We start from the raw sequence: 13132 nt of genomic DNA, 5'->3' as shown, positions 1-13132 counted from the left end.
TATTACCTCCTGTACTCGATCGGACGGGTCAGTTTCACTACAAAACCCGCTGAAATAAAAATTGCTGCCGCTGTCCCTGCAAGGATGACCTGCCCCAGGACAGTATGCATCAGCACTCCGTACCACTCTTTATTTAACAGATACATCAGCGGGATATTCCCAACCACAAAGATGACCATGATCAGAAACTCCTTTCTCGGCTCTGCGATGAGGTATTCCAGCTCTGCGTTTACATTACGCATATCGGATAATTTTGACACGATCGGTACAAGCGTCGTTTTCAGGCTGCGGTCTCTCTGACAGTCGCTGAGAGCATCACACCATTCCCCGAACACCTCATTATCAATCCGTCTTTTCATCGTATGCAGTGCTGCGTCAATATCCGGGTCCACCATCCGCACCTGCATCAGAAACGCTCCAAACACTTCTGATACCGGCGGGTTCAGATACGAAATATTTTCTTCTACTGCCGTCACGATGTCCTCCGTCCTAAGGTATGCCGTCGTTATCACGGACAACGCTGTTTCCAGCTCCGCCGATACATCCCTTTTGTAATGGTGCGCGGTCAGCTTCACATACCAGAACGGGAGAAACAAAAATCCTGACGCCAAAACCGGGGCTAAGAGCAAACTCCCCAAAAGCCCTGCCAAGACCGCCCCGATCAAAAACAGTATGAGCGAAACGGCGCACACCATTGAAAACCGTTCCCCCCGCCCGGTCAATTCAAGCACTTCCTGTGCTTCCAGAATCTCCCGGCGCAGGATTCCCTTCTTTCGTTTCCCTGTCGATTCCCTGATTTTTTCCCTGATCCCCTGTCTGGGATGGATAAACGAATCAAACAGCCCCTCTGTAAATTCTGATATATTGAGATTCAGAAGCAAAAAAAGCCCTGTTACCAGCCCTGCACAGGCAAGCGTTTCTATTGCGATCATTTTTTCTGTCCCTTCCTTCCATTCAACGGTGCAGCAAGCCGCACCAACATCTCCTGCGGCATCCCATTCTCCATCAGCCGCCTCCTAAGGCTATCCGAAATGGCATTGACCCTCCGGTGGCTGCCTTTTACAATAAATTTCCCGTTTTCGATCCGGTTCTCCTCAATCTGATACTCAAATAATGGCCGGAAGCTCCGTGTCCCGTCCGGAAGTATCTCGCATTCCATGATCTCCATTAAACGCCTTTCCTTGTTTTCCAGCTGCTTACAGAACGCAACGATCGGATACGCTTCCGTCACAAAACCCATCAACGTTTCATCCCGCATCTCCACTGCACGCTTACACAGGGAAACCATCCGGCGGTATGTCGCATCACAGCTCATGGAATGGATCGTCGTCACGACCGCCACTCCCGTCCGTGCCGCTTCCTGCGCCGCATTTGCCTCCGGTCCCCTCATTTCCCCGACTACGATAATATCCGGATTAAACCGAAGGGCCATATCGAGCAGCGCCGTCTGGTCAATCCTCTGCCTCTCATTTTCACTGTCACGGGTCAGGGTATGGATTACGGAATTTACCACCCGTCCCTCTTTTCTGCGTACCAAAGCCAGCTCCCTCGAACCGTTCTCGATGCTGTAAATACGCTTATTGTCCGGTATGGTTGTCAAAAGCCACCCCAGAAGTGTTGTTTTTCCCGAGCTGGTTGCCCCCGCCACACACACGGAAATGCCATATCGGATACACTCCGCCAGAAAATCCAGCATTTCCTCCGTGGCAGTCCCGCCATCTATAAAATCCTCTTTTTTCATATTCTGCGGGTTTACGATACGGATTGACGCTGCGACACCCACATCTTCATCCACCACCGGGGTTTTTAGCACAGCAATGCGGATATTTTTAGCCAGATGTCCCAGCACGCTCGGGCTGGCATCATCCAGCACCATACCGGATACATGCAGCATCCGACGGACCACATTGACCGCATGCTCCGGGCTTTCAAAATGTTCCTCCAGCTTTCTCGTCTCCCCGCCCGAAAACTGTACCTCCACATCGTCCCATGCGTTGATGTCAATCTCCTCGATCCCTTCTCCGTAAACATATTTTGTCAGGAAGCCAAATTCCGCCATCTCGGAATAAATAGCATCGATCAGCTCCTCCGTCCCCATCCCTGCCACACATATCCTGTGGTCCTGGATATACTTTCCTGCAAACCGCCTGATCTGTGCTTTGACCTCATCGCTTCCCCCCGCCGTTACAAGACCGCTGTACTCCTTTGACAGATACCCCTGCACTTCCCGAAGCACGGAAGAAAAACCCCGGCTCTCTCCTGAGGCAAAAAACAGGTCGCTGCTTTTCATCCTGCCCGGTTCTTTTCCTGTGCAGGGTCTGTTTTCAGGTAAACGTCCCTTTTCTTCTTTCTGCTCCCTTTCCGTCGCCGCCTCTGTTTCCTCTACATCTGGATTTTTAAAAGCTTCAGATAGGTCTGCGCACCATCCGGCCCGGCTTCGCCTTTCGCCTAACATCCAAACACCTCCCCGGTTACCGCCTCTATCGCCCTCCGAAAGCCTCTGCTCTCCTTTAATCCCAGCTCTTTAAACAGGTTTCCTTGCAGCACCTGCTCTTCCACTTCTCGGGAATATGGAATCTGGAATACGGTATTCCCCAACACCTGCTCCATATGTGCGCTCGCTTCATTCGGCCGAACATTACTCGCAGCCTTATACTGCTTGTCCGCATCCCATTTACTTTCTTTCAAAAGCGGCAGCTGGCTGGAAAAATAGCTGACAGATTTCAGGTCGCACCCTGTCAGCCTCAACACAGAATCAGCCTCCATCAGGGAAACTGCGGAAAGGATGTCGTTGGCGATATAGCTGCTGCAGTCAATGATGATACATGGTGCGATCTTCCTCAAACACTCCAGCAGTTCCTCTGCCTGCACCCTTTCATATTGCGGATAAGTGTATTCATTCTCCCCTTTCCGCATTCCAAGGATTGTCAGATGCCGGAGTTTCTTATGGGTAATACAATGATGCCGCACAAGATTCTCCGTCACATGGGCTGCTGCGAGGATACTTCCTAAAGAATGCTCTTCTTCCAGCTCCCCCGGAGGACAGATACAGGGCAGCATTGGCGTATTCATATCGCACAGAAGCAGTGCTACGTCCTGCTTCTGCATTGCCAGCCGCATGGCAAGCTTGGATGCGACTGTCGTTTTTCCGCACCCCGGACTCCCCCACACCGCAAGCATCTGGTTTTCCGGTTCCTCCCGATACGCTTCCTCTTCCTCTGGCTGATGGCAGAAAATGCTGTTTTTTATAAAATTCAAGGCTCCTGCACCTCCTGCGGCTCTTCTGTACTTTCTTCGCTTTCCTGTATTTCATCTGCAGACAGGCTTTCCTCTGCTGTATCTTCTGCTTCAGCATCATTTTCAGGCAATTTATCGGTTACATGCACTTCCATATCTTCTGTCTGTCCGTTGTCCTTCCCGTCCTTTTCTTTTTCCAATCCCTTTAAAATGGAATCCTGAGCAGCCACAAATTTTTCAGCATTTTCCCGTTCTCCACGATAGACCAGGGATAAATGGATTTTCCCTTCCGCCTCCAGCTCTGCCAAAAGCTTTGATTGCTCCGGGGCTGCCAAAAGCGTTACGGTTCCCGGAAGCTCTTTTTCTTCCCCTTCTTCCTGCGCTTCTGTATTCGCATCATTTCCGCTGGATGCCGTTACCGCGATCACTTCCATGTATTTTAATTCCGGCAGTATTTCTGTCGTCCCCTGCTTTTTGTAATCCGGCGCGATCACTGAAACAATATCCCCGCTCTTTAACTTTCCGGACAAGCCATTGGCAAAGGCTTTTACAGAAATGGAGATTGCCTGTTTTTTTCCATCCAGATGATACAGATAAGCATTTTCTGCAGCCGGTTCCACTTCCACCTTGGAAGTCAGGATATAGTCCCCTTCCACAAAATCTGCCACCGCATACTTCCCGATCACCGCATAAGGGTTTCGCGCTACATTTTCAGGAAGATTAAAGCTTCCTACTTCCACTGTCTTTACCATATCCGCCGTAATCTTTTCCCCGCTTTTAATCTGCTTTACGACCCGCACGATCTCCGCCTTATTTGCAAGACTTTTGTTAAAAAGCGGCGTGATGCCGAAACAGATCAGCAGTGCCGCTGCAATACACATTACCCCCAAAACTGTCCGATTCTTAAAAAACTGCATTGATATTCTCCTTTTTCTCTACAAGAGAGGGGCGGTCTGGATACCGCCCCTCCCTGTTACGCCTGTTTTCTTCTGCGCCCAAAATAAATCCCTATTGCCGTGGCAGCGGCCATGATCCCTAACACAAGCATTCCTTTTTTTCTCATCTCATCCATCCTCCTGTCTGTAAACAATAAATAACAGCTGCTCCAAAGCACAAAAAAGGGCACAATGGAAAACCCTTTTCCTTTCCATCCGCCCTTTTTTGCAAATAGACATATCCTAAAAACAATACCAGGCCGATCAACGATGCGCTGACCGCCCCCTGCAGACCGAGGACCATTCCACTGCTCCCTGCCAGCTTAATATCCCCGCCGCCAATCCCTTTTCCCTCTTTTCCGCATAATGCCGCAACCAAATACGGCACTAAAATGAATCCTCCCAGAATATAACACGGGGAAACATTCAAAAATAACACCCTCAGGCATGCCGTCATCACAATCCCTGCCTGCAGCCGGTCTGAAACCTCCCGATACCAGATGTCCCTGACCGAAACGGCTGCAAGCAAAGAAAAAAAAGCTGTAGAAACCAGCATTTCCATCCAAAACACCTCTGCAGCCTGAAATGCCGGCTCAGCCTGCATAATCAAACATCTCCTTGACCCGGTTCGTCAGCGTGGGCAGTACCGTATCATTAAACAATGCATACAGCCCGGCAAGAAGCAGCGCCCCCAATACCACTGCGATCAGGATTTTTACTGCGGTATCCACATATCCTTCTCCCGACGTTTCTGCCAGCTTTGTCTTTGCCTCCCATACTTTCATGACTACAGCCGTGTGGGCTTTCCTTACCTGATTTCTCCATTTTCCCATCTTCCCATTCCTCCATTTTTTCATTGCATCTGCACATACCCTGCTTCTTCTCCCGGTCCCGGCGGTGGGCTTCCATATCCCTGCACTGCCGCTGTCTGTACCTCCCTCATCACCTGCCGGTATGCCCCCAGAACCTTTCCATAAAGCTGTTCCCTGAATTCTGCAGTTACAGGAAAACATACTTCCGAATAACCATCCACTGTTTTACGGCTTGGCATTGACACGAACAGACCGTCCCTGCCTCCTTCTACAATTTTGATTCCCCGCACTCCAAAGCATCCTCCGATCGTTGCAGATGCGTAAGCTCTGATCCCACCCTGTCCTCCGGGCGGGCACACGGATGTAATCCGTACCTCTACCTCCTGCATAATGTGCTCTCCTTTTTCTTTTGTTCTGTTTTTTCATGACCTCCCCTTCCTCGTGCTACATTTCTAAACATGACTCCATCCCCGGCTCTGCTCCCTCAAACGGTATCTGTACAAACCCGATCTGATCCACATAATAAAATGTGCTTCCGTGTCCATCATACAGTTCTAGGACATCGCTGACAGACAGGACATGCCCCTTGTATCCTTCCGGAAGCTCTGCCTGAAACGCATAATAGAGGCTTTCAAGGTCATCCGTCTTGGCGATCCCGTCATAGACTATCCGATACTTTACCCTGTCCGGTTCCCCAAACAGCCTCTTTGTCTCCGCATAGCTGATAAATTTCATCTCAATATCCACTCCCGGGTCTAACTGCCATACTCTTACCCGCTTCACACCTCCGGGGGCTTCCTTAATATCTTTTCGGCTTTCCAGCAGTTCAAACGTCCTTTCTTCCCAAACGATATCCCTGATCTGCCCCTGCTTTTTCAGAAACCCCTCCAGCTCCGACGTGTGGAATACAGGGTCTGCCACCGCATATCCCTCCCTCACATATCCGGCACGGTTCCCATAGAACACGATGATCCCGTTTTCAATCCATACCTGCTTTGCCATCTGTTCCTCCCAAAATCCTTTTATTCAAGCAGGTCGCCCGAAGGCTCTACCCTTTTCCCCTGTCTTTCCTCCAGTATTACCTGTCCGTCCAGACTACAGATTTTGATCCGGTACTGGTATCTTTTCTGCATCAGTACATATCGGTGCGCTTCCTCCATACTTCTTAAGGCAACCCCATCCGACAATCTGCCATCCTCTAAAAAACAATACCCCCAGTACCGCCCATTCCCCTCCGGCTTTCTTCCACCCGGACAAATCTGTGACAGATGCAGCCTTTCCTTTTCCCCGAGAAGTTCCGGCCGCAATATACCGAGCATATTTTCACGCCACCCGATATGTCGCTCCCCGTTTTCCAAACAGATCAGCCGAAGCGCCCCCCTTTCTGCTAAAATCCCGGAACCTTCTCCCCAGAGGCACAGAAAAATCTGGCCGCTTTTCTCCTCCTGCCTTAACACGACCACCCTGTCTATAAGGCACTGGGAGCCATCACATGGTTCGCAATCTTTCTCTGTATACATCTTTATATACCTCACATTTCTCCTGCACCTTCCTCTGCCGTCATGTCCTCTACTGTCCCGTGTGTCTCTCCAGACATCTCTTCCTGTCCAGGCTCAGTCTCTTCTACACCTCCGTCCTCGGATGGAACGCCCGTCTGGATTTCTTCTGTTTCTGCAGGTTTCTCTATGACCTCTTCTGTTTCCGGAAGCGTCCCGGCCTCTTCCGTACTTTCCTCTGTACTCTCCCCTTCTGTCTCTGCTTCGGTCGGGCTGTCTGTATCTACAGTTTCCTCTTCCGTTTCGGGTACATCCCCATTCTCCGGTTTTGGCATCGGCGGCGGAGGCGCTGTATCTGCCTGCGGTCTTACGATCAGCTCCAGGCCTATTTCCGGCACTTCCATCACACGCGGGCTTGTATCCATTTTTCCGGCTTCCGGATACACGATGTGCGCTCCGGTAATCTGACCATCGCTGAGTCCACAGCCCAGCTCATAATAAATCGGCTTCCCATCCTCTGATGTGGGCAGCTTACATTTTAAACTTCCGCGCTTATTTGCCGGCTGGTCACCGCAATCATAAGCAACTCCCCAATACGGGTCGCCGCCAGCCCAGTCCACCCAGATCGGATGGGATTTGCAATGGCTGTTATGCTCATGCGTCCAGTTATAGCAAGCGTTCTGATGGGTATGGTAAACTGCCTTTGTATAGCAGCCGCCCTCCACATCCTGATGTGCAACCTCCCCCACATGCGTCCCCTCTGCGTCTGTGTGGTAATGGTAATCATAGGAAATTTCCCCCGGTACCTCCTGCACGCCGATCACAAGCTTCTGGGGAATCTGCAGGATAGCTTCCCTAAATTGTGAAAATGTGGCATCCTGACTTACTTCCATCCCTTTTGTGAGCAATGCGGATGCCAATCCCTGCTTTCCATTACTCACAAATGTAAAAACCGATTTTAACTGGTCGTTTAATTCCGTTTTAAGCTGCGTAAGAAATTCCTGCATACTGGTCTGATACGCGCCAACAGCATTGCCGACCCCTTCCAGCCCTGCATTCATGCTGGCGTTATGCCGCGTAATGCTTTCTTTGATACCGGAATGCCCTTCCTGTACCTTCGCACCATGGGCAGAAATACTATCTAAAATAATCTGCTGGTTCCCCTTCAAATCTATTCCCAGCTCCCCGATAGCATCCTGACCGGCACCCTGCGCCTCCTGCAATTTCTCAAAATAAACTTCCAAAGCACTATTCAAGGAAGAAAAAGACGCATTCAGCTGATCCAGGTTTTGCTGCATTGATGTCCCGAGGCTTGCCCGCATCCCGTCAAGCACCTTTAACGTTTCTGCATGATCGGCTTCTGTATCCGCTGAAAGCTGTGTGATCAGTACCTCCAGCTGCAGATATGCAGCTTCCAGTTCACCGTCTATCTTTTTTGTGGCTTCCTCGATAGCATGCATCAGCTCCTGACAGTTTTCCTCCTGTTTCTGGTCCATCGTTTTCAGCGCAGCACCGATCTGTTCTTTTGTATCAGAAATCTGCACATGGATTTCCGACAGCCGTTCCTGAAGCCCGGCTGCAGACAGATTGATGTTTTCAGACAATTCTTCTAATGATGCCTTTGTCAAAAGCTCCATCGAAGAGAAACGGCTTTCTATATATTCCATATTTTCTTTTGCCGTTCCCTGCAGATTCTTCTCCAGCTCTTCCAGTATCCCTTCCAGCTCACTCTTCTTGTCAGCCATCTCTCCCTTTAAATCTGTACCGAGCTCTGCAAGCGCTTTCTGTCCGCTCTCCCCGATTTCCGTTAACTGCTCCTGTGTCTTTTTGACCGCATCGTCCAATTCCTGAAACTGCTTTAACAGCTCCTCCTGATGCAGCTGCCCTTTCTGAGCCATCTCTTTTAATGTATCCGAAAGGGTTTCCTGTGCATCTGCCAGCTGCTCCCTGACGCCCGAAATCTGCTTTTGCAGCTCTTTTGAGCTTTCCCGTATCGTTTCTTCATGTGCTGCATGATATTGCTCCAGCTTTTCCTGTGTCTGTCCGACTGCCTGATCGACCCGTGAAAGCCCTTCCCCAATCTCTTTCATGGACTCCGAAACCTGTTCCCTGATCAGTTCCGTTTTTTCCTTCAGATTTTCAACAGATGTCCCAAGAGACTCCCCTTGAGAAAAAACCTGCTCCAGCGTATTCTGGTTATCCTGTATCTGAAGGTCCAACTGCGTCAGATGCTCCGAAACGGACGACAGGTTTTCTTCCATCTGCGCTGTCACACTGCTTTCCAGATGTTTGACCGTCGTCTGTGTCTTTTGCTCCGATGTGTACACTTCCTGATAGGCATTCACATATAAATCCGTAAGAGCTTCCGCCAACTGATGGATTTCCTCTCCGGAAAGCCCTAAATTTAATTCCAGAATCGCCTGTTCCAGCGCTTTCACCGCAGATTCACGGTCAAAGGAGCTTCCATCCCCGAACAGTCCCTCCAGCATCCGGATTGCGGTATCGATCACTTTTTCCTTTTCGCTCTCCCCCAGTCCCGAAAGCATCTCCAGCCCATTGTCCTCTCCCTCCAGATATGCTTCAAAAACTTCCTGCATGGTCGGGATTTTTTCCCTGCATCCATGCATAAGTCCTCCTGTCAAAAGTGCCGCTGCCACAATTCCTGCCCCTGCCAGCAAAACGATACGATTCCTTTTTCCAGTTTCCTTCTTCTGTCTATTACGGCTGGTTTCACAGCCATCCTTTTTTCTTTTTTCCATCATCTTTTCCTTTCTTCTCATTAATCGTTTTCTCTTCTGGACCGGTTGGGTCCCTGCACCTGCCTGTACCTTTTTTGTTCATCCCGTTTTTTCCTCATTTAAAAGCCCTGATAGGTCTGATATCAGGCTCAGCCTTAAACGGTCCGGCATTGTACGGAACGCTGCCCTCACAAATGCTTCTACCGTCTCCGGGGACTGGTCACCCGGTTCGATCACTGTCACTTTACGCAGTGTTACCTTCCCGTCCGCTATCTCCAACGCCACGATATCCCCATATCCAATCCCGGTTTCCACACGCAGCTCCTTTGGAATCAATACCCTACCTTTTGCATCCATCAGCTTATATATCCTCTTCTCCACTACTCCCCTCCCTGTTTTCTATTTCCGCAAGATTTTGGCAAAATGCTTCTGCCTCCTCTTTTGTCACACTGATTTCCATTTTTTCCAAATCCAGCACGAGGGAAGCAATCTGTGCACATTCTTCCGTCAGGTCTTTCATCCTCGCCCCCGGCCTGTATCCGCCGCACGTCCGGATGTATCCCTTTACCCGGCTGTCATACATCCCTGTCAGCATATTTTTTATCAGTGCAAAATAAACGCCGACCATGCAGGAATCCTCTATCCTTACCGCCGGCATACCATCCCAGCCTAAAGCCAGCTGCTGTCTGCCCCCGGTGCGCGATTCGATCAGTTCCCGCGCCCGGTAAAGTTTTTCCAGATTTGTCATCCCCCACCTCCCAGAAATTCCGGGGCAAAAAGAGTCATCTGACCGCTGCTGCGACGCTTCTCCTCCGGATCATAGTTCGTAATGATCAGCTCCCTGTACTCGCTCCCTTTCTCATAGCGCTGTGCCATGTTATTCAGGCGGGTTGCTTCGGTCAGATAATACCCTGCGTACAAATCCCTGATATAGCTGCAGTCGTTATAGCTGACCATCCACTTTCCCTGACATCCTGCCAGCGTGTTTTTTAACCGTATATGGTCCTGCTCCGGGAAACTCACTTCGTAATAATCTTCCGTCATATAATAGGGCGGGTCACAATAGAAAAAAGCGCCTTCCCGGTCATACTGCCGGATCAGCGCCTCAAAATCCTTATTTTCAATCACGGTATCCGCAAGCCGTTCCGCCGCCTCCCTGATCAGAGAAAAAACCTTCCTCACATCAAAAGGCTGGCAACTGTAGGACGTGCAGCCGCTCCCATAGCTGTAGCGGATTATCTTATAAAATGCGGCTGCCCTCCGCACATCCTCTGCCACTGCTTTCCCCTGCAAAAGCCCCTGCATCTCCTCAAATTCTGCCGGCGGAAGATTGTGAAATGCCAGCTCCAGTTCTTCTGCTACCTGCTTTCTGCCACACTCCCCCATTTCCAGAAAGCTTTTAATCTCCATAAACTCATCCCGGCTGTTCAGCGGCAAAAACCCCAACACCTGCAAAAGCTCCCATGTCCTGTTTTTTACACACCGGTAAAGGTTGATCAGGTCTGCATTGTAGTCATTAAACACTTCCATCACACCCTTGTCCGGTTCTTTTCCAAACAATACCCAGCCGCCACCACCAAAAACCTCAATATAGCGGTCATATTTTGCGGGCATCATCCCATAAATGGTTTTCCGCAGCGCTTTTTTACCGCCTACCCATGAAATAAAACTGTTCAGCTTTCCCCCTGTCCTTTCCTCTTTTCATACAATATCCACTCCTGCCCGGATTTTATTTTCTCCCGAGCCACTGCTTTAATTCTGTCTCAGAAATCTCCTGAAATTCTCCCAGCGAAATATATTCTCCTGCCATTTTTACAGGATTTTCCGGATGATACTCCCCATCCGCCCCAATTGGCAGCTTTTCCCTGCAAAGGATACTTCCCATCCGCCTGTGTTCCACACGCTCTTTTATTTTTCCAAAACTGCAGTCCTCCCTCTCCGAGTCCTCCACCTCATAGCAAAAAATCCCTTCCGGCACACTATTCCGGTCCAGCCTCATATAAGAAAACAGGCAAACCCTTCCGTCTACCTCGACCAGATCATATCCTTCCATCTTTGCATCAAATCCCATTGTTTTCTTCTCTCCTTATCTTTTGATTTTTCCTCTTCCAAGCTCCCCTGCTTCCTTCATCCCATCCGCATCCCTATCCCTCCCCTCCCGACATCTGAATGCCGCAATGATGCATCCTTTAACTTTTCTTCTGTCGTAATGAAATAGTCGCTGCCCGAATTCCAAAAACTGACATACAAGTCCCCCTCTTCTGTCCGGATCGGGCGCTGCTCAAATCCCTCTCCCCATCCGTCGCTTGCCTGACCGCTCCATTCAGCTATTACCGCATTCAGCTCTGTATCTGAAAGCTTCCCATAGCTTTCTATCTCCAATACTCCCCACAGCTCCCCCTGCCACACTTCCACATCGGGGAACATCCGGAATACTTTCTGTCTAAGAATCCGGTTTCTTATATATTCCGCTAACCCACGGTCGCCTTCTGTATCCAGCTGCTCTTTTATGAGCTGCTTTTTGATCGCACTGACATACCTGCACAGCTGCGTTGGCGTGATTTCCTCAGGCTCATCTGATTCATACCCTTCCTGTCCATACATGAGCGCCGTTAAGGGGCTAAACAGTCGTATCCCCTCAAATTCCTTCGGCAGCATCTGTATTGGCTTATCTTTCCGGAATATCAAGCCATGTTCCGTTTGTACGATTCCATTCTTTTCCATTTGGGAGAATCCATAGCCTTCTATGTCAATAAATGGCGCGATTTTCTCATCCAAAACAATCTGTGCCTCCTCCAGCAGATATTCTCCATAATCCTCCGCTGTCACAATTTTTTCCGGGAGGAACTCATACTGTTCCAGCCGCATGGCAATTTCCACCACTTCCTGCATATTTTCCGGACGTTCTGCTTCCAAAGCAGAAAACAATTTTTCCATCCCTTCTTTCGAGCACAGGAACTTCTCCTGTTTTAAACACCCCGCAAATGCATTCATCCCCCTGATTCCATAGGACAACGGAAGGACCTCTTCTATCCCCTGATACCGGCTTCCATAAAAACAAATCCTTCCTTCTTCTATATCAGACACCCCCAGCACTTCCGCGACCCTCTCCAGCTTTTCCTCATCCGCAGGAAGGGACAGGGGATACCATCTGCCATAGTCCCTTTTATAAAATGGAGAATCCAGCCGCAGCCAAAATACCGAATCCTTTTCATATCCTACATCCGGTAACGGCTCCGAATCATACATTGTATCCAGCACTTCTCCCGTCCTGATAACCTTTCCATCTTCCAATAATTCAAATTTATCCAGGTTACAGGACAGGTTTACCATTTCTTCCAGCGTCTCAGGATGTTCCATCTCCAGTGCCTCCTGAAAGACCTGCTGTTCTTTTCTGGTCAGGCACTCCATGCGCCGCTCCAAAAAATCGACTTCTTTATATCCTTTTTCTGGTGGTACTTCTTTCCCGATCAGATATGGGGCAAATACGCTGCCGTCTGATTCTACTTCTACAATTTTCGCTGCATTCATTCCCAGCTGCCCTGACATTTCCCTTATCGTCTGCCTTGGCGCAGGGAATCTGGACCATATCTTCTGACCTGTAGTTATGGCTTGAAAACATACTTTTAACATGATGTACTCCTTTCTGCTATCCTGTGTTTTTTACGAAAAAAAGCCGCAGCTCTCATAAAAGAGAAACTACGGCTTTCTTATGATGAAAAAATCAATAATACTTTATTCCCCCAAATAACACCAATGCGCTCAGTACTTAACTCTTGTTGACTTCTTTTTACTTTCCCTTCTATCTCCCCCCACTAAATAATTTGCTTATAAATTCACAAGTTACTCCATTGTCATCTATTTTCTCCCTTCCTTTCTCCGATGTCATCTGTCAAAAGCTCAAAAAATCGAGG

At 49.3% G+C, this 13132-nt stretch carries 16 protein-coding genes; all 16 read right to left on the bottom strand.

All coding sequences use genetic code 11. The features are described 5' to 3' along the window. Positions 1 to 2 precede the first annotated feature (2 nt). The 16 genes from ACLTOQ_RS08020 to ACLTOQ_RS07945 all read right to left on the bottom strand — a co-directional run bounded on the left by ACLTOQ_RS08020 (position 3) and on the right by ACLTOQ_RS07945 (position 12749). Entirely contained in the window at positions 3 to 932 is a 930-nt protein-coding gene (locus ACLTOQ_RS08020) for a type II secretion system F family protein (RefSeq protein WP_021915686.1), read from the bottom strand. Then, positions 929 to 2455, bottom strand: coding sequence for an ATPase, T2SS/T4P/T4SS family (locus tag ACLTOQ_RS08015; protein WP_412319216.1), 1527 nt, complete (start codon positions 2453 to 2455; stop codon positions 929 to 931). The genes ACLTOQ_RS08020 and ACLTOQ_RS08015 overlap by 4 nt, the downstream gene beginning before the upstream one ends. Next, positions 2449 to 3258, bottom strand: coding sequence for a hypothetical protein (locus tag ACLTOQ_RS08010; RefSeq protein WP_021915684.1), 810 nt, complete (start codon positions 3256 to 3258; stop codon positions 2449 to 2451). Before ACLTOQ_RS08010 ends, ACLTOQ_RS08015 begins: the two co-directional genes overlap by 7 nt. Continuing rightward, positions 3255 to 4154 carry a Flp pilus assembly protein CpaB gene (locus ACLTOQ_RS08005; protein ID WP_021915683.1) on the bottom strand — a complete coding sequence of 300 codons (900 nt, stop codon included), beginning with the start codon at positions 4152 to 4154 and terminating at the stop codon, positions 3255 to 3257. Before ACLTOQ_RS08005 ends, ACLTOQ_RS08010 begins: the two co-directional genes overlap by 4 nt. Positions 4155 to 4210: 56 nt before the next feature. Then, a complete protein-coding gene (locus ACLTOQ_RS08000; RefSeq protein ID WP_021915682.1) occupies positions 4211 to 4300 on the bottom strand; it encodes an LPXTG cell wall anchor domain-containing protein in 90 nt (29 codons plus the stop codon). Continuing rightward, positions 4297 to 4776, bottom strand: coding sequence for a prepilin peptidase (locus ACLTOQ_RS07995; RefSeq protein WP_262586110.1), 480 nt, complete (start codon positions 4774 to 4776; stop codon positions 4297 to 4299). The genes ACLTOQ_RS08000 and ACLTOQ_RS07995 overlap by 4 nt, the downstream gene beginning before the upstream one ends. After that, entirely contained in the window at positions 4766 to 4957 is a 192-nt protein-coding gene (locus ACLTOQ_RS07990) for a DUF6133 family protein (protein WP_262586241.1), read from the bottom strand. The genes ACLTOQ_RS07995 and ACLTOQ_RS07990 overlap by 11 nt, the downstream gene beginning before the upstream one ends. A gap of 68 nt (positions 4958 to 5025) precedes the next feature. After that, entirely contained in the window at positions 5026 to 5373 is a 348-nt protein-coding gene (locus ACLTOQ_RS07985; RefSeq protein ID WP_262586112.1) for a SpoVG family protein, read from the bottom strand. Positions 5374 to 5428: 55 nt separating this feature from the next. Further along, a complete protein-coding gene (locus ACLTOQ_RS07980; RefSeq protein ID WP_021915679.1) occupies positions 5429 to 5986 on the bottom strand; it encodes a YodL domain-containing protein in 558 nt (185 codons plus the stop codon). A gap of 20 nt (positions 5987 to 6006) precedes the next feature. After that, a complete protein-coding gene (locus ACLTOQ_RS07975) occupies positions 6007 to 6504 on the bottom strand; it encodes a hypothetical protein (protein ID WP_412319215.1) in 498 nt (165 codons plus the stop codon). Positions 6505 to 6515: 11 nt separating this feature from the next. Next, positions 6516 to 9239 carry a hypothetical protein gene (locus tag ACLTOQ_RS07970; protein ID WP_412319214.1) on the bottom strand — a complete coding sequence of 908 codons (2724 nt, stop codon included), beginning with the start codon at positions 9237 to 9239 and terminating at the stop codon, positions 6516 to 6518. Positions 9240 to 9317: 78 nt separating this feature from the next. Next, on the bottom strand, positions 9318 to 9599 hold the full coding sequence (locus tag ACLTOQ_RS07965) for an AbrB/MazE/SpoVT family DNA-binding domain-containing protein (protein ID WP_021915675.1): 282 nt from the start codon (positions 9597 to 9599) through the stop codon (positions 9318 to 9320). Then, positions 9580 to 9966, bottom strand: a complete 387-nt coding sequence (locus tag ACLTOQ_RS07960; RefSeq protein ID WP_262586119.1) for a hypothetical protein — start codon at positions 9964 to 9966, stop codon at positions 9580 to 9582. The genes ACLTOQ_RS07965 and ACLTOQ_RS07960 overlap by 20 nt, the downstream gene beginning before the upstream one ends. After that, positions 9963 to 10895, bottom strand: a complete 933-nt coding sequence (locus tag ACLTOQ_RS07955) for a DNA adenine methylase (protein WP_262586243.1) — start codon at positions 10893 to 10895, stop codon at positions 9963 to 9965. Before ACLTOQ_RS07955 ends, ACLTOQ_RS07960 begins: the two co-directional genes overlap by 4 nt. Before the next feature lie 52 nt (positions 10896 to 10947). Further along, a complete protein-coding gene (locus ACLTOQ_RS07950) occupies positions 10948 to 11289 on the bottom strand; it encodes an LPD28 domain-containing protein (RefSeq protein ID WP_021915672.1) in 342 nt (113 codons plus the stop codon). A 56-nt stretch (positions 11290 to 11345) separates the two neighbouring features. Next, a complete protein-coding gene (locus ACLTOQ_RS07945) occupies positions 11346 to 12749 on the bottom strand; it encodes a DUF6329 domain-containing protein (RefSeq protein WP_308728935.1) in 1404 nt (467 codons plus the stop codon). Positions 12750 to 13132 lie beyond the last annotated feature (383 nt).

The sequence above is a fragment of the Gallintestinimicrobium sp. genome (genome assembly GCF_046968865.1).
Classification (GTDB): Bacteria; Bacillota; Clostridia; order Lachnospirales; family Lachnospiraceae; genus Gallintestinimicrobium; species Gallintestinimicrobium propionicum.
This window is presented reverse-complemented; position numbering and strand designations above follow the sequence as displayed.

Bases quoted from the DNA above. Each gene is read 5' to 3' on its own strand.
- ACLTOQ_RS08020 (WP_021915686.1), bottom strand. From the start codon at position 932: ATGATCGCAATAGAAACGCTTGCCTGTGCAGGGCTGGTAACAGGGCTT.
- ACLTOQ_RS07950 (WP_021915672.1), bottom strand. From the start codon at position 11,289: ATGGGATTTGATGCAAAGATGGAAGGATATGATCTGGTCGAGGTAGAC.
- ACLTOQ_RS08015 (WP_412319216.1), bottom strand. From the start codon at position 2,455: ATGTTAGGCGAAAGGCGAAGCCGGGCCGGATGGTGCGCAGACCTATCT.
- ACLTOQ_RS07970 (WP_412319214.1), bottom strand. From the start codon at position 9,239: ATGGAAAAAAGAAAAAAGGATGGCTGTGAAACCAGCCGTAATAGACAG.
- ACLTOQ_RS08000 (WP_021915682.1), bottom strand. From the start codon at position 4,300: ATGAGAAAAAAAGGAATGCTTGTGTTAGGGATCATGGCCGCTGCCACG.
- ACLTOQ_RS07980 (WP_021915679.1), bottom strand. From the start codon at position 5,986: ATGGCAAAGCAGGTATGGATTGAAAACGGGATCATCGTGTTCTATGGG.
- ACLTOQ_RS07945 (WP_308728935.1), bottom strand. From the start codon at position 12,749: ATGAATGCAGCGAAAATTGTAGAAGTAGAATCAGACGGCAGCGTATTT.
- ACLTOQ_RS07995 (WP_262586110.1), bottom strand. From the start codon at position 4,776: ATGCAGGCTGAGCCGGCATTTCAGGCTGCAGAGGTGTTTTGGATGGAA.
- ACLTOQ_RS07985 (WP_262586112.1), bottom strand. From the start codon at position 5,373: ATGCAGGAGGTAGAGGTACGGATTACATCCGTGTGCCCGCCCGGAGGA.
- ACLTOQ_RS07975 (WP_412319215.1), bottom strand. From the start codon at position 6,504: ATGTATACAGAGAAAGATTGCGAACCATGTGATGGCTCCCAGTGCCTT.
- ACLTOQ_RS08005 (WP_021915683.1), bottom strand. From the start codon at position 4,154: ATGCAGTTTTTTAAGAATCGGACAGTTTTGGGGGTAATGTGTATTGCA.
- ACLTOQ_RS07960 (WP_262586119.1), bottom strand. From the start codon at position 9,966: ATGACAAATCTGGAAAAACTTTACCGGGCGCGGGAACTGATCGAATCG.
- ACLTOQ_RS07990 (WP_262586241.1), bottom strand. From the start codon at position 4,957: ATGAAAGTATGGGAGGCAAAGACAAAGCTGGCAGAAACGTCGGGAGAA.